Origin of the sequence: Arcobacter sp. CECT 8983, assembly GCF_004118855.1 — a bacterium.
Lineage (GTDB): Bacteria > Campylobacterota > Campylobacteria > Campylobacterales > Arcobacteraceae > Halarcobacter.
In genome coordinates this window covers 35,757-50,692 of record NZ_PDKF01000002.1, presented here as the reverse complement: position 1 = coordinate 50,692, position 14,936 = coordinate 35,757, and the positions used below count along the sequence as shown (strand labels likewise).

Annotated in this window: 15 protein-coding genes; 9 read left to right on the top strand and 6 right to left on the bottom strand. The window is 30.3% G+C overall.

Going from position 1 to position 14,936, the window contains the following annotated elements; translation table 11 throughout:
- Positions 1-6: 6 nt before the first annotated feature.
- Both CRV01_RS00300 and CRV01_RS00295 read right to left on the bottom strand, forming a co-directional pair.
- Positions 7-984 carry a type IV pili methyl-accepting chemotaxis transducer N-terminal domain-containing protein gene (locus CRV01_RS00300; protein ID WP_129005912.1) on the bottom strand — a complete coding sequence of 326 codons (978 nt, stop codon included), beginning with the start codon at positions 982-984 and terminating at the stop codon, positions 7-9.
- Positions 985-1,647 (bottom strand): Crp/Fnr family transcriptional regulator, encoded by a 663-nt coding sequence (locus CRV01_RS00295; RefSeq protein WP_129005910.1) that lies wholly within the window; start codon positions 1,645-1,647, stop codon positions 985-987. It abuts the gene before it with no gap.
- 350 nt (positions 1,648-1,997) lie between these two features.
- Here CRV01_RS00295 and napA point away from each other — a divergent pair, with 350 nt between their 5' ends.
- The 9 genes from napA to CRV01_RS00250 are packed head-to-tail and all read left to right on the top strand — an operon-like array spanning position 1,998 to position 9,591.
- On the top strand, positions 1,998-4,808 hold the full coding sequence (napA, locus tag CRV01_RS00290) for a nitrate reductase catalytic subunit NapA (RefSeq protein ID WP_129005908.1): 2,811 nt from the start codon (positions 1,998-2,000) through the stop codon (positions 4,806-4,808).
- 26 nt (positions 4,809-4,834) lie between these two features.
- Complete coding sequence (gene napG / locus CRV01_RS00285; RefSeq protein WP_129005906.1) at positions 4,835-5,629, top strand: ferredoxin-type protein NapG; 795 nt, start codon at positions 4,835-4,837, stop codon at positions 5,627-5,629.
- A complete protein-coding gene (gene napH, locus CRV01_RS00280) occupies positions 5,622-6,437 on the top strand; it encodes a quinol dehydrogenase ferredoxin subunit NapH (protein WP_129005904.1) in 816 nt (271 codons plus the stop codon). The genes napG and napH overlap by 8 nt, the downstream gene beginning before the upstream one ends.
- 1 nt (position 6,438) lies before the next feature.
- Positions 6,439-7,068, top strand: coding sequence for a nitrate reductase cytochrome c-type subunit (locus CRV01_RS00275; RefSeq protein ID WP_129005902.1), 630 nt, complete (start codon positions 6,439-6,441; stop codon positions 7,066-7,068).
- A 1-nt stretch (position 7,069) separates the two neighbouring features.
- A complete protein-coding gene (locus tag CRV01_RS00270) occupies positions 7,070-7,561 on the top strand; it encodes a ferredoxin-type protein NapF (RefSeq protein WP_129005900.1) in 492 nt (163 codons plus the stop codon).
- Positions 7,562-7,822: a hypothetical protein gene (locus tag CRV01_RS00265; protein ID WP_129005897.1), complete on the top strand. Its 261-nt coding sequence runs from the start codon at positions 7,562-7,564 to the stop codon at positions 7,820-7,822.
- Entirely contained in the window at positions 7,815-8,762 is a 948-nt protein-coding gene (locus tag CRV01_RS00260) for a WD40 repeat domain-containing protein (protein ID WP_129005895.1), read from the top strand. The genes CRV01_RS00265 and CRV01_RS00260 overlap by 8 nt, the downstream gene beginning before the upstream one ends.
- A complete protein-coding gene (locus CRV01_RS00255) occupies positions 8,759-9,136 on the top strand; it encodes a chaperone NapD (protein WP_129005893.1) in 378 nt (125 codons plus the stop codon). The genes CRV01_RS00260 and CRV01_RS00255 overlap by 4 nt, the downstream gene beginning before the upstream one ends.
- Before the next feature lie 5 nt (positions 9,137-9,141).
- Positions 9,142-9,591 carry a PAS domain-containing protein gene (locus tag CRV01_RS00250; protein ID WP_164969990.1) on the top strand — a complete coding sequence of 150 codons (450 nt, stop codon included), beginning with the start codon at positions 9,142-9,144 and terminating at the stop codon, positions 9,589-9,591.
- On the opposite strand, the gene CRV01_RS00245 is transcribed toward CRV01_RS00250, so the two are convergent.
- The 4 genes from CRV01_RS00245 to cysD form a co-directional block, all read right to left on the bottom strand.
- Positions 9,588-10,889 (bottom strand): aminotransferase class V-fold PLP-dependent enzyme, encoded by a 1,302-nt coding sequence (locus CRV01_RS00245; protein ID WP_129005890.1) that lies wholly within the window; start codon positions 10,887-10,889, stop codon positions 9,588-9,590. The two genes, CRV01_RS00250 and CRV01_RS00245, sit on opposite strands and share 4 nt — an antisense overlap.
- Positions 10,890-10,955: 66 nt before the next feature.
- Positions 10,956-12,512, bottom strand: a complete 1,557-nt coding sequence (locus CRV01_RS00240) for a nitrite/sulfite reductase (RefSeq protein WP_129005888.1) — start codon at positions 12,510-12,512, stop codon at positions 10,956-10,958.
- Positions 12,513-12,523: 11 nt separating this feature from the next.
- A complete protein-coding gene (gene cysN / locus CRV01_RS00235; RefSeq protein WP_129005886.1) occupies positions 12,524-13,978 on the bottom strand; it encodes a sulfate adenylyltransferase subunit CysN in 1,455 nt (484 codons plus the stop codon).
- Complete coding sequence (gene cysD, locus CRV01_RS00230; protein ID WP_258238270.1) at positions 13,978-14,901, bottom strand: sulfate adenylyltransferase subunit CysD; 924 nt, start codon at positions 14,899-14,901, stop codon at positions 13,978-13,980. The genes cysN and cysD overlap by 1 nt, the downstream gene beginning before the upstream one ends.
- Positions 14,902-14,936 lie beyond the last annotated feature (35 nt).

Sequence of the window (14,936 nt, the reverse complement as noted above, 5' to 3'; positions counted from 1 at the left end):
ATTAGACTAAAGCTTTTTAACAAGACTATCTAATTGACTTTTTAAAGATTGTAATCTTTTTGTTGTTTTAAGTAAATCTTCTGTAGATTCAATCATAATATCTTCACTTCTATCTAAACCTTTTATGACATCAGATTTATTTTCAAATTCATTAATTAAGTCGTCAAACTCTTCTGTTAAACTCTCTAGCTTCTGAGAAGCTTTTTTAGACTGTTCTAAAGCAGTTTGTGAATAATTCATGGCAGAAGATACTCTACTAATAAAATTATTCATATTATCAGCTACTTCAACAAACTCTTTTTCTGTATTAATATTTATTGGAGTTAACTCATTAATATCTCCAGAAGATATTTTTTTAGACTTTTCTATAAATTCCCTTGCATTTAATTCTATTTGTCTTAATTGAATTATTGAATAAACTGCAAGTAAAAGTAATAAAGTAAATGCTGAATATTGGAATTTTCTAATAAAAGCAGTTTTTTCTTCTATATACTTAGCATAAAGAGTAACCACTTCATCTACTTCTTCTAATAATTTATTATTGTTATTATTTATAAATTTTATAGTTGAGTTTAATTTTTGTGTATCATTTTTTATTAATGCTTCTTTAAATTCTCTTACGTTTTTTTCAAAACTTGTCCATAGAATCACTACTTTTGTCATTTGCTCTTTTAGCTCTTGCGTTGGTGCAGCAGAAATACCTAAAAGATTGTCACCACTTATTAAGGTACCTAAACCATAGTTAAACTGTTCTATTGCATTATCAATTTCAGTAAAATTGTCTTGTTTATTTTGATATAAAAAATAGACATTTTTAGTAATTCTTTGAGATAACATTCTTTGTTTACCTGCAATATTAACTATTGTTGCATCTTTTATATTCTTTTGATTTAAAAAAATAGTCACAACAATAACTGTGAAGATTGATAAGATTAATAGTGCACCAATAATTTTAATTTTTTGACTTACACTAACTTGTTTCATTTAAATTCCTAAGTAAATACTTTTTAACTCTTCTTCATTGTTAATAATTATTTTCCCTTTTTCTATCGTTATTATATCACTTCTACTAAGCCTTTTCAATACTCTTGATAAAGTTTCTGGCTGTATATGTAATAAAAGAGAAACCTCTGTTCTTTTTAACTGGTTAAACATTTTTAAATCATTAATCAGCATAAATGCAACCTTTGATGTTGCATCAAAAACCAACTCTCTATTTACAATACATTGCAATTGTTGGTTTTTATAAATAAGTTCTTCAATAAATTTTAAGATGAATTCATTTTCATATAAAAACATCTCTTTAAACTTCTCATAATCTATAGACAATATTAAGCTATCTTCTACAAACTCTGCATTTGAAAAGCATTGAATTTTGTCTTGATTTAAATTAGATAATTCTGATATCATACTATTTGAATATATATAGTATAAAAAAATTTCATTATCATACTTATCTATTTTATAAACTTTTATTTGTCCTTCTATTAGGAATAAAAGTTTATCCATATCTTCTGTCTCATAATATAAAATAGAGTTTTTATCATATTTAGAAATAGAGGATATTTCTATTAGTTTTTCTATTTCATTATCTTCTAAATGAGAAAAAAGATTAATGTTCTTAAAAATTTCTTTCGAATTTATCATATTTATTGCACCTGATTATTTTCAACACTATTAGTATATAGAAAATTTTTTATAATAAAATTGATATTAATCAATAAAAATAATTCACAAACCCCTAAAATAGAGCTTTATTACAATAATATTATAAAGATAATTTTCTAAATGCCGATAGTTTAAGTAGTTAACAACAAATAGTTTACTAAATAATTAATAAATAAGCAAGTGACAGATATTAAAAATAGATAAAAATTTAGATTTAATATAACTATTAAAAAAATACAAAAGAAATTGACACAAGTCAATGAACAATAGTTTTCATAGTGCTAGAATTGTTTTGTTTAGAAATAAAACAAAATCCAAAGGAGGAGAGTATGGCACTTTCAAGGAGAGATTTCTTAAGAAGTTCCGCAGCAGCTTCAGCAGCAGCAGCTGTAGGAATGAATGTCCCTTCACAACTTCAAGCATCAGCAAATAATGCTGAAAAAGGTTGGCGATGGGATAAAGCAGCGTGTAGATTCTGTGGTACAGGTTGTGGAATCATGCTTGCAACAAAAAATGGAAAAATTGTTGCAGTTAAAGGAGACCCAGCAGCACCAGTTAACAGAGGACTTAACTGTATTAAAGGTTATTTTAATGCAAAAATTATGTATGGTGCGGATAGATTAAAGCAACCATTACTTAGAATGAATGCAAAGGGTGAGTTTGATAAAAATGGTAAATTTGCCCCTATTTCATGGAAAAGAGCTTTTGATGAGATGGAAATTCATATCAAAAAAGCTTTAAAAGCAAGTGGTCCAGAGGGAGTTGGTGTGTTTGCTTCTGGTCAATACACTATTATGGAAGGTTATGCAGCTCAAAAGATGATGAAAGGTGGATTTAGATCAAACGCTATTGATCCAAATGCAAGACACTGTATGGCATCTGCTGTTGTTGGTTTTTATCAAACTTTTGGTATTGATGAGCCAAGTGGTTGTTATGATGATATTGAACTTACTGATACAGTTGTATGTTGGGGTTCAAATATGGCAGAAATGCACCCAATTTTATGGTCAAGGGTAACAGATAGAAAACTTTCAAATCCTGATAAAGTTCAAGTAGTAAACTTATCTACTTATAGACATAGAACTTCTGATTTAGCTGATATTGAAATTATTTTCACTCCTAATACAGACTTAGCAATTTGGAATTATATTGCAAGAGAGATTGTATATAATCATCCAGAAGCAATTGATTGGGATTTTGTTAAAAAACATATTGTATTTGCAGCCAGCCCAGTTAATATGGGTTATGGTATGAGAAGATCAGATGAAAAAGCTATAAAAGAAGGTAAATATACAGCTAAAGAGATGGAAACTATCTCAAAAGAGATGGAAAAAATTGTATCTGAAACAGAAGCTCCTGCACTTGCTCCTTATGGATATAAAGCTGGAGATAAAATGGTTAATAAACCAGCTGGTTTAAAACACTGGGAAATCTCTTTTGAAGAGTATAAAAAATTCTTAGAGCCATATGATATTGATTATGTAGCAAAAATCTCAAAAGGTAATCCTGATGAATCAATTGAACAGTTCAAAGAAAAACTTCAAAAATTAGCAAATCTATATATTGAAAAAAATAGAAAAGTAGTATCATTCTGGACTATGGGTATGAACCAACATACAAGAGGTACTTGGGTAAATACTTTAGCATATAATGTTCACTTCTTATTAAATAAACAAGCTAAACCAGGTTCTGGTGCATTCTCACTGACAGGTCAACCAAGTGCTTGTGGTACAGCAAGAGAAGTAGGAACATTCTGTCACAGATTACCAGCAGATATGATGGTAAAAAATGGTAAACATAGAAAAATAGTTGAAAATAAATGGAAAATTCCAGATGGAACATTAAATCCAGTTGGAAATCAACATATTATGAAAATCCATAGAGATATTGAAGATGGACTTATTAAATTTGCATGGGTAAATGTATGTAATCCATATCAAGATACAGCAAGTGCATCTCACTGGATTAAAGCAGCACGTGAAATGGATAACTTCATTGTAACTTCAGATGGATATCCAGGTATTTCTGCAAAAGTTTCTGACCTTATTTTACCATCTGCAATGATATATGAAAAATGGGGTGCTTATGGAAATGCAGAGAGAAGAACTCAACACTGGAGACAACAAGTATTACCTGTAGGTGATGCAATGTCTGATACATGGCAATGGGTTGAACTTTCAAAAAGATTTACTGTAAAAGATCTTTGGGGTGAATATACTCTAAGAAATGGTAAAAAACTTCCAAATGTAATTTCTGAAGCTAAAAAAATGGGATATAACGAAGATACTACAATGTATGAAATCCTATTTGCAAACAAAGATGCAAAGTCATATAAAATTGATTTAGAAAATCCTATCCAAAAAGGTTTTGATAATTCTGAAGCTCTAGGTGATAGCAGAAATGTAAAAGGTAGTGATGGGGAAGTTTTCAAAGGTTATGGATTCTTTATTCAAAAATATCTATTTGAAGAATATGCTTGGTTTGGTAGAGGTCATGCACACGATTTAGCAGATTTTGATACTTATCACAAAGTTAGAGGTCTTAAATGGCCAGTTGTAGATGGTAAAGAGACTCAATGGAGATTTAATACTAAATATGACCCATATGCTAAAAAATATGGAAAAGAAACAGGACACACTGATTTTGCATTCTATGGTAAATTAGCAAAAGCATTACCTCAAGGTGACTTAAATGGTATTAAAGATAAAACTAAAAAAGCTTTAAAAAACAAAGCAAAAATCTTTGCACGTCCATATATGGATCCACCAGAAGTTCCAGATGAAACATATCCATTATGGATGAGTACAGGTAGAGTATTAGAACACTGGCATAGTGGAACTATGACAATGAGAGTTCCTGAGTTATATAGAGCAGTTCCTGAAGCATTAGTATATGTTCACCCAGAAGATGCTAAGAAGTTTGATATTAAACAAGGTGAATTAGCGTGGGTTGAATCTAGAAGAGGAAAAGTTAAAGCAAGAGTTGAAACAAGAGGAAGAAATAGACCTTCAAAAGGACTTGTTTATGTTCCTTGGTTTGATGAAAAAGTATTTATTAATAAAGTTTGTGCAGACTATACTTGTCCGCAATCAAAACAAACAGACTTTAAAAAATGTGCAGTAAAAGTATATAAAGTATAAAACAAAAGAAACAAAAAGAGTAAAAAATGAAAAAAGAAGTTGTAAGCGATAGAAGAAGATTCTTTCTAAATATAGCAAGAGCCTTTGGACTAGCAACTTTAGGTGCCTTAACTTGGAGTGCTTATGTAGATGAGGTGACAGCGTCTGAACTTACATTAAGACCTCCTGCTGCATTAGATGAGGAGGACTTTTTAAAAACATGTATCAAATGTGGTATGTGTGTTGAAGCCTGTCCTTATGATACATTGAAGTTAGCAAAACCAGGTGATAATAAGCCTTTAGGCACACCATATTTTACTCCAAGAGATATACCATGTTATATGTGTCCAGATATACCATGTGTTCCAGTTTGTCCAACTGATGCCTTAGATATAACCAAGGTTAGTAAAAATAATAAGCTAGATATAAATATGGCAGATATGGGAGTTGCAGTTGTTGACTCTAAAAACTGTATTGCCTTTTGGGGAATACAGTGTGATGCCTGTTATAGAGCCTGTCCTATTTTAGGAGAAGCAATTACTATTGAGTACACTAAAAATGAAAGAACAGGAAAACATGCTTTTATGAAACCTGTTGTAAATAGTGATTATTGTACTGGATGTGGTCTTTGTGAAAAAGCTTGTGTAACTGAAAAAGCTTCTATTTTTGTTCTTCCTAGAGAAGTTGCTTTAGGAAAAGCTGGGAATTATTATATAAAAGGTTGGGACAAAACAGATGAGAAAAGATTAGAAGATAGTACTAGTGGAACAACTAAAACAGAAATAAGTGAACGAAAAGCAGTTGATTCATTAAATGATATGGAAGGATTACTAGATGATTAAGAATAAATATTTAATCCAAAGAAGAGTAGTTCAAGTATCAATTTTATTCCTATATATTGCAGCAAATATTTGGGGATGGAATATTTTAACTGGTAATTTAAGTACTTCTTTATTATTTGATAAGATCCCATTAAGTGATCCTTATGCTGTGTTACAGATGTTTTTTTCAGGTGCAGTACTTGCTTCTGATATATTTATAGGGGCATTGATTATTTTTATTTTCTATGCTTTAGTTGGTGGAAGAGTATTTTGCTCATGGGTTTGTCCAATGAATATAGTAACTGATTTATCTAACTTCTTACGAAGAAGACTAGGTTTTAATCAAATTCAAAAAAGACAACCAGCAAGTAGAACAATTAGATATTGGGTATTAGGTCTTAGTTTAGTAATATCTTTTATTTTAGCAGTTCCTGCTTTTGAGTTTATTTCGCCAATCTCTATGTTACACAGGGGAATAATATTTGGTATGGGTCTTGGTTGGGCTGCGGTACTTATTATTTTTCTTTTTGATCTTTTTGTTTTAAAAAATGGATGGTGTGGACATGTTTGTCCTCTAGGAGCTTTCTATTCAATAGTTGGCAAATATAGTTTAGTTCGTGTAGAACATAATGAAAACAAATGTACTTTATGTATGAAATGCAAAGAGGTTTGTCCCGAAAACCAAGTACTTTTTATGGTTGGAAAATCAAGTGAACAAGTTCTTTTAGGCGAGTGTACAAATTGTGCAAGATGTATAGAAGTTTGTGATGATGATGCACTAAACTTCTCAATAAGAAATTTAATAGAGCAAAAAAACAAGGAGAAATAAAATGAAACTAATAACAAAAATTAGTCTTGGTCTTGCAACTTCTTCCTTTTTAATTTTTGTAGGGTGTAGTACAGCTCAACCTACAATTAGTGAAGAGTCTTTAGGGCTTAGAAAAGTTGACCTATATAGTGAAGATAAAGTAATTCCTGATGAAACAAAATATAGTAAAGCGGCTCCAAGTACGTCAAAAACTATTGCAAGGGCATTTCAAGATGCTCCACCAATGATTCCCCATGATGTAGATGGAATGCTTCCAATTACGGTTAATAATAATCAATGTATCTCTTGTCATACACCAGGAGTAGCAGAGTCTTTTGGAGCTTTACCTTATCCAAAATCTCACACGATTAACTTTAGACCAGATACTTCATTAACAAAAAATGGTGATATTGTTAAGAATGGAAAACTTGTTAAAAATACTTCATCTGAGAAAATGGAATATGTAACTATAAATGAGATGCATCAGTTATCAAACTCAAGGTTTAACTGTTCTCAATGTCATGCTCCTCAAAGTGAAGGGGAGTTAGTAGGAAATACATTTACTCCTGATTACACAAAAGAAGATGGAGCAAAAAAATCTTCATGGACTGGAACAAGTCTAACTGAAGGTTTAGATACATTAATGGAATAATATGAGAAGAAGAGAGTTATTCAGCTCTCTTGCTTCTTCTTTTACAAATACAAAGAAAGAAGAGCAAGAGCAAGTTATAAGATTACCATACAATGAAGACAAGAGTCTTTTTCTCAAAGAGTGCCCAAGTTGTAATGCACCTTGTGTTACTCTTTGTGAAGAAGATATAATAGTATTAGGTGAAGATAAAACACCTCATATAGATTTTTCAAAAGGCGGTTGCACTTATTGTGGCGAATGTGCCAAAGCATGTGAATATGGAGTCTTATTAGAAGACTCAGATGAAAAAATAGCTGCAAAAGTTGAGATTGATATTATGAAGTGTTTAAGTTGGAATAATACAATGTGTTTTTCATGTAAAGATCCATGTTTAGATGATGCAATAGAGTTTTTAGGTATGTTTAGACCTTCAATATTAGAAGATAAATGTACAAACTGTGGTTTTTGTTTAAATGTATGTCCTAGTGAAGCAATAATAGTTAAAGGAGTTTAAATGCCAGCAATATTTACAGCAAATGTAGAAGAATCAGATAATGATACTTGGGTTATTAGATTAACTGATACTGAAGATACAAGACAAGTTATCTGTAAAGATATGGATGACTTCTCAAAACAGTTAGCTCTTATGAGTGAAGATTATGGTTCTGATATAGAAGTTCAATGGTCAAAAGATGATGATGTAACTGATGAACACTTTTACGAATTACATCAACAAATGGCAAAAATAAAAGAGGATTTGGATTTAGATGATTAAAGTCTTTTTATCTTTTTTAATCTTAGTAGTATCATCTTTTGCATTAGAAGAAGTAACTCCTACTTACTCTTTAAAAGCAACGGGAACAGTTCAAGAAATAGTATATAAAGATAAATTGTTATATGCAGGAACTGATAATGGAACTGTAGAGGTTTTTGATACTAAAGAAAAAAAGATAATTAAGACAATAGAAATTCCAAAAATAAAAGATTTTATGGGAGATACAATTTCTGCAAAGGTTTATTCTATTGATTTATTAGATAATAAAATAGTTATCGTCTCTCAGGGAATGAAAGGATATAGAAACCTTTGGATATATGAAGAAGAAAAACTAAAAAAACTTATTGATATAGATAAAAAGTTTTTTATTCAAAAGGCTTCTTTTGTTAATGATACAAGAATAGTATTTGCATTACTAAGTAATCAAATTGGTATTTTTGATATTAAAAAAAATAAGGTCACAGTTTTAACTCAAGTTAGTCAGTCTTCATTTTCTCATTTTGCCTTAAACGAGAATAGAAGTGAAGTAGCAACAACTGATGAAAGTGGTATAGTAAGAGTTTTAAAAACAAGTGATTTAGTAGTCAAAAAAGAATTAAAAGCTTTAAATTTAGATAGAGTTTATCAACTAGATTTTAAAAAAGGAAAAATATTAACTGCAGGAAAAGATAGAAAAGCAGTTTTCTATGATAGTTTTAGTTCATATGCACTAAATTTTGATTTTCTTCTTTATAGTTGTGCCTTAAGCAAAAATGCTAAATATGGTGCAATTGCATTTAATGAGGAAAATGAGATTTTAGTGTTTAATACAAGCAGTAAAAAGTATTTATATAAACTAATTGGACAAGATGCTACTTTAACTCAGATTCTGTTTATTTCAGAAAAAGAGATTTTTGCAAGTAGTGATAGTCAAACAATAAATTTTTGGAGATTAAAATGAATATTTCAAGTATCGTAGTTCAAACAAGACCAGAGTATTTAGATGAGGTTGTAGAAGCATTAAAAAAGTGTGAAGTTTGCGAATATCATCTTCATGATGAGGTAGGAAGAGTTATTGTTACAATAGAAGGAAATGGTGTACAAGAAGAGCTTGAAAAACTTAAAGTTATAGAAACTATTCCTCATATTATAAGTGCTGATATGCAAATGGCTTATAGTGAAGATGAGCTAGAAGAGCATATGGATGTGTTAAATGAAGCAGAAGTTGTTCCAAAAATGTTAAATGATGATACACCTGCAGATAAGATTATTTATAGAGGTGATTTAAAGAAAAAAGACCTTGCCGGTTTTGCACAAGAGTTTGATAAAAGGTAGAAACTATGATAGAGTTTTTAGAGAGTGAATTTTTAATTGAAACTCAAATCCCAGAGGATGAACTAATTATTTCAAGAACTGACTTAAAAGGTAATATCACTTATGCTAATGAGACTTTTGCAAGTATTTCTGGCTATGATATAAATGAGCTAATAGGGCAACCACATAGTATTTTAAGACATCCAGATATGCCAAAAAGAGTTTTTAGAAATCTTTGGAAAACTTTAGAAACTGAACAAAAATGGGAAGGTGTAGTAAAAAATCTTAGAAAAGACAAAGGTTTTTACTGGGTTCATGCAACTATTAGTGGTGTTTATAAAGATGACAAGTTAATAGAATACAAATCAATAAGAACACCAATTAGTTTTAGTGATAAATTAAGATATCAAAGTTTGTATGATGAGTATAGAAATATTGATAGAGATAATATTAGAAGAGTTATCTACGAGTCTTAAATAGAACCTTTTATTGCTTCTATTAGTCTATCAATATCTTCTTTTGTTTGTGAATAATGAACTGATATTCTAAGCCAACCTGGCTTTTCTTCTAACTCTTCTTTAGAAGTTTTTCCTAATAAATCATGTCCATATGGACCTGCACAAGAACATCCTGCTCTTGTTTGAATACCACTATTTGAAGATAGTTTTTCACATATTTTATATGGATTTAAATTTGCAATATTAAAAGAGACAATTCCAATATTCTCTTCTTCTTTATTTCCATAAATAGTAATACCTTCTATTTTTTCTAAACCCTTTAAAAGATGAGAAAGAAGTTGTTTTTTTTGCTCTTTTATAAACTCAAAACCTATTTCATTTCTTAATTTGTATGCAAGTGCTGCACGAATAAGTTGTAAAATTCCAGGTGTTCCTGCTGTTTCTCTTGCACTAATATCTTTTTCATACTCTTGCACTTTTGAGTTTACATAAGCAACAGTTCCTCCACCTGCAAAAGTTGGAGCAAGTGTTTCATCAACTAAAGATTTCCTAATAGCAAGAATTCCACAACTAGAAGGTCCTCCAAGAAGTTTATGGGGAGACATTACAAGAGCATCATATAATTCACAAGGAATATTCATATATGAAGAACTAGCAGCTGCATCAAAACAAACTTTAGCTCCATATAATCTTAATAGTCTTGAAATTTCTTCATAAGGAGTAATAATCCCTGTAACATTAGAAGCAATACAAAAACATCCTATGATTTCTCTATGACGATTTTCTTGTAAAACCTCTTTAAGTTGTCTAAGATCAATCAATCCCTCATCAGTAAGTCTTATTCTTTTTACTTCACAAAGGGCTTCTCTATAACTTACTTCATTTGAGTGATGTTCATATGGTCCAACTATAATAAGTGGTAATTTTTTCTTTGCTACAGAAATTCCAAATCTTTTTAATGTTGCTGGTGGAATATATACTCCAATTAGTTCTTGGAATTTTTTTATGGCAGAAGTTGCCCCACATCCACTAGGAATAATAGCAAACTCTTCATTTAGTTCTAAACTACTGCTTAGGCTTTCTATTGCTTCATTATAGTATTGGTTTGTAATATTTGCATTTAAAGACTCTTTAGAGTGTGTATTAGCATATGTTTCAAGAACATCTCTTATACGATTCTCTATTTGTCTAAATGCAAGACCTGAAGCTGTATAGTCAAAATAGTCGCTTTTGTTCTTACCTATAGTGTTGTATCTAATAAAATCTAAAGTATTTGTATTTTTATCAAAAAATGGTCTGTAGATATTTTTTTTCATTAAATAATTTTAACTTATTTAAATTATATGTTTAATTAATAATAGAAAAGAATTTAATCTTTTCTATTATTTAGCTTTTGTGATGATGTAATCATGAAATGATGAATAATTAGAAGATAAATATTCATTTATAAGCTCTTCCACATGTTCATTTACATCTTCAGCCGCAAATTTGATTCCTGTTTTTTGATTAAATTGAGATTTATTACCTTCAAGGAATCCACCAACAAGAAGTTCAAAACCTGTAACAGTTTTACCATCTTTTTTAACTTTTGTACCCATAAAACCAATATCAACAATATGAGGATGAGCACATGAGTTAGGGCAACCATTTACAGAAATAGAAACTCTTTCTCCAAAATCAGGGAATTTATTTTCTAAGTGGTCAACTAATCTTTTTGCAACACCTTTTGTTTCAGAAATTGCAAATTTACAGAAGTCAATTCCAGTACAAGCTTGAACTCTTGCTCTAAAATTAGAAGGATAAGGATAAATACCTACTTTTTCTAACTCTTGTGCAAACTCTTCAGCAGTATCACTATTTGCATCTAAGATGATAATATTTTGAGTAACTGTACATTTAAGTAAAGTAGCTTTATATTTCTCAAAAAGTTTGATTAGATTATTTAAACCATCAACTCCAATGTGTCCAGAGTTTAATGCACACCCAATATAGCTTTTACCTTTTTCTTTACTCTCATGAATACCAAAATGTTCTCTAAATCTTGAGTTTGTATATTCAATATCATTTGGTTCTTTGATTTTAAATGTTAAAGAAGCTTGTAACTGTTCAACAAACTTTTCTAATCCCCATTCTTCAATTAAGTGTCCAAGTCTAGCTTTATTTCTTTTTTCTCTTAATCCATGGTCTCTATAGATTTTAGTAATAGCTTTAGCAGTAGGAACAACTTGAGAAGGAGTTACATATCCAATATGATTAGCAATTCTTTTATTTGAAGCTAAACCTCCACCAACACTTACTGCAAACTGAACTCTTCCATTCTCTTGTTTAACTGCATTGAAACTAACATCTTGGATTTCATGGTGCATACAGTTTTTAGAACATCCATTTACCCCAACTTTATATTTTCTAGGAAGGTTAGAGAATAGTCTATTTCCTTTAAAAGCTTCATTTAGTTTATCAACTGTTTCTCTTACATCAGCTATTTCTTCATGGTCAATACCATTAATTGGACATGATACAACATTTCTTGGTACATCTCCTGCTGCAAAAATAGATGATAATCCAACTGTATCTAGAAGTCTAAAGATCTCTGGTAAATCAACTACTTTGATAAAGTGAAACTGTAAATCTTGTCTTGTTGTAAAATCAGCAGTTCCCCTTGCATACTTTTCTGATATCTCAGATACAACTTTTAATTGAGGTAAAGTTAATTGTCCACCTTCAAGTTTAACTCTAAGCATGAAATATAATGTATTATCATTTTCATCTTGTAGATTTTTATTTTGTGTGTACATTCCGTACCATTTAAATCTATCAATATCTTCAGGATCTACTTCTTCCCCTGTTACTGCATAAAGATAGATGTCTTGAAGTACATCAAGACCATCTTTTTCTTTCTTTATACGTTCTACTCTTTGTGCTTTAGTTTCTTTTGCCATATTCTTCGTCCCTAAAAAATTTCTTTGCATCCCCATTCCGGGAAATTGTCTCTAATATATTGATTTAAAGCTATTTCAGCTTTTGTATATTCTTTTGCTTCTTCTTTATCTTTACTCTCTACAGCATCTACAATCATACCTGCACCAACTGTTGAGTTTGTATATCTATCAATGATAATAAAGCTTCCTGTATGTCTATTTTCATAATATGAATCAACTGCAATTTGTCTATCTAAAGATAAAGAACATTTTGCAATATCATTTAACTCTAAATTATTAGCAGAAATCTCTTTGAAGCTATTAATATCTTTTTTAAATTCAACTGCTTTAAATGTTCCATTTATAACAGAAGTTGCTCTTTTGATGATATAACTATTGTTTAACTCCATTGGTTTTTCATCCATCCAAACTACCATTACATTTAGTTTGTTTGAAACTTGAGGAATAGAGCTTGATTTTACAATCATATCTCCTCTAGAAATATCAATCTCATCTTTTAATGTAATTGTCGTAGCCATTGGTGCATATGCAGTTTCCATAGTCTCAACAGTTTCATCTTTAGAAATTGGTCTTAAATCTTTTATATCATTTGAAACAATTGATTTAACAATTGATGTTTTTCTTGATGGTAAAACTGTAATTTCATCACCAACACTAATAGTTCCACTAGCAATAGTTCCAGAAAAACCTCTAAAATTTAGATGTGGTCTAGAAACATATTGAACTGGTAATCTAAAATCATCATTTTCATCATGGTGAATCTCTACACTATCAAGTAATCCCATTAATGGAAGACCTTCATACCAAGAACATTTAGGAGAGTTTGAAACAATATTATCTCCATCTAATGCAGAGATTGGAATATAGTTAAAGTTAATATCTTCATTATGAGGAAGATTTGGAATAATCTCTTCATAATCTTTTTTAATCTCTTCAAATCTATCAGAGCTAAAGTCAACTAAGTCCATTTTATTAATAGCAACAATTAGGTTTTTAATTCCTAATAATGAAGCTATATAAGAGTGCCTTTTAGTTTGAGTTAATACACCTTGTCTTGCATCAATAAGAATAATCGCTAAGTCTGCAGTACTAGCTCCTGTAGCCATGTTTCTTGTATATTGCTCGTGACCTGGTGTGTCTGCAATAATAAACTTTCTTTTATCTGTTGAGAAGAATCTATAAGCAACATCAATAGTAATACCTTGTTCTCTCTCACTTGCAAGACCATCAACTAAAAGTGCAAGGTCAATTTTATCCCCTGTTGTACCACTTTTTTTAGAGTCTTTTTCAATACTTGCTAATTGATCTTCAAAAATCATTTTTGAATCATAAAGAAGTCTTCCAATTAAAGTTGACTTTCCATCATCAACAGACCCACAAGTAATAAATCTTAATATCTCTTTGTGTTCATGCTCTTTTAAATATTGTTCAATATTTTCAGCAATTAAATCTGACTGGTGTGCCATTAAAAATACCCCTCTTGTTTTTTCTTCTCCATTGATGCGTCACCATCACTATCAATTAATCTACCTTGTCTTTCACTTGTTGTACAAACTAACATTTCCTGAATAATTTCAGGTAAAGTTGTTGCTTCAGAGTTTACTGCCCCTGTTAGAGGATAACATCCAAGTGTTCTAAATCTTACTTTTTCTTTTTTAGCAGTTTTTCTTAAATCTTCTGGCATTCTTTCATCATCTACCATGATTTTTGTACCCATGTATTCAACTACTTCTCTTTCTTTTGAGAAGTATAAATCAGGAATATCAATATTTTCTAAATAGATATATTGCCAAATATCAAGCTCAGTCCAGTTTGATAATGGGAATACTCTAATAGATTCACCTTTTGTGTGTCTTCCATTATAGATATTCCATAACTCTGGTCTTTGGTTTTTTGGATCCCATCTATGGTTTTCATCTCTAAATGAGTAAATTCTCTCTTTAGCTCTTGACTTCTCTTCATCTCTTCTTGCTCCACCAAATACTGCATCAAACTTTTGCATATCTAGCATTTGTTTTAGACCTTGAGTTTTCATGATATCTGTATGTAAAGCAGAACCATGTTCAAAAGGAGAAATGTTCATCTCAATTCCTTTTGGATTAGAGTAAACGATTAATTCCATTCCAACTTCTTTTGCTCTTCTATCTCTAAACTCAATCATCTCTTTAAATTTCCATTTAGTATCAACATGTACTAAAGGAAGTGGTGGAGGTGCAGGGTAAAAAGCCTTTTGTAAAATATGTAGCATTACAGAAGAGTCTTTTCCTACAGAATAAAGCATTGCTGGATTTGAAAATTCAGCTATTACTTCTCTCATAATATGCATTGATTCTGCTTCTAATTGTTTTAAATGTGTAAGTCTTTCATTACTTATCTTTATTTCACTCATTTTATATCGTCCCATTAATTCTTTGTTTTAGATTC

Bases quoted from the DNA above. Each gene is read 5' to 3' on its own strand.
- CRV01_RS00300 (WP_129005912.1), bottom strand. From the start codon at position 984: ATGAAACAAGTTAGTGTAAGTCAAAAAATTAAAATTATTGGTGCACTA.
- CRV01_RS00295 (WP_129005910.1), bottom strand. From the start codon at position 1,647: ATGATAAATTCGAAAGAAATTTTTAAGAACATTAATCTTTTTTCTCAT.
- napA (WP_129005908.1), top strand. From the start codon at position 1,998: ATGGCACTTTCAAGGAGAGATTTCTTAAGAAGTTCCGCAGCAGCTTCA.
- napG (WP_129005906.1), top strand. From the start codon at position 4,835: ATGAAAAAAGAAGTTGTAAGCGATAGAAGAAGATTCTTTCTAAATATA.
- napH (WP_129005904.1), top strand. From the start codon at position 5,622: ATGATTAAGAATAAATATTTAATCCAAAGAAGAGTAGTTCAAGTATCA.
- CRV01_RS00275 (WP_129005902.1), top strand. From the start codon at position 6,439: ATGAAACTAATAACAAAAATTAGTCTTGGTCTTGCAACTTCTTCCTTT.
- CRV01_RS00270 (WP_129005900.1), top strand. From the start codon at position 7,070: ATGAGAAGAAGAGAGTTATTCAGCTCTCTTGCTTCTTCTTTTACAAAT.
- CRV01_RS00265 (WP_129005897.1), top strand. From the start codon at position 7,562: ATGCCAGCAATATTTACAGCAAATGTAGAAGAATCAGATAATGATACT.
- CRV01_RS00260 (WP_129005895.1), top strand. From the start codon at position 7,815: ATGATTAAAGTCTTTTTATCTTTTTTAATCTTAGTAGTATCATCTTTT.
- CRV01_RS00255 (WP_129005893.1), top strand. From the start codon at position 8,759: ATGAATATTTCAAGTATCGTAGTTCAAACAAGACCAGAGTATTTAGAT.
- CRV01_RS00250 (WP_164969990.1), top strand. From the start codon at position 9,142: ATGATAGAGTTTTTAGAGAGTGAATTTTTAATTGAAACTCAAATCCCA.
- CRV01_RS00245 (WP_129005890.1), bottom strand. From the start codon at position 10,889: ATGAAAAAAAATATCTACAGACCATTTTTTGATAAAAATACAAATACT.
- CRV01_RS00240 (WP_129005888.1), bottom strand. From the start codon at position 12,512: ATGGCAAAAGAAACTAAAGCACAAAGAGTAGAACGTATAAAGAAAGAA.
- cysN (WP_129005886.1), bottom strand. From the start codon at position 13,978: ATGGCACACCAGTCAGATTTAATTGCTGAAAATATTGAACAATATTTA.
- cysD (WP_258238270.1), bottom strand. From the start codon at position 14,901: ATGAGTGAAATAAAGATAAGTAATGAAAGACTTACACATTTAAAACAA.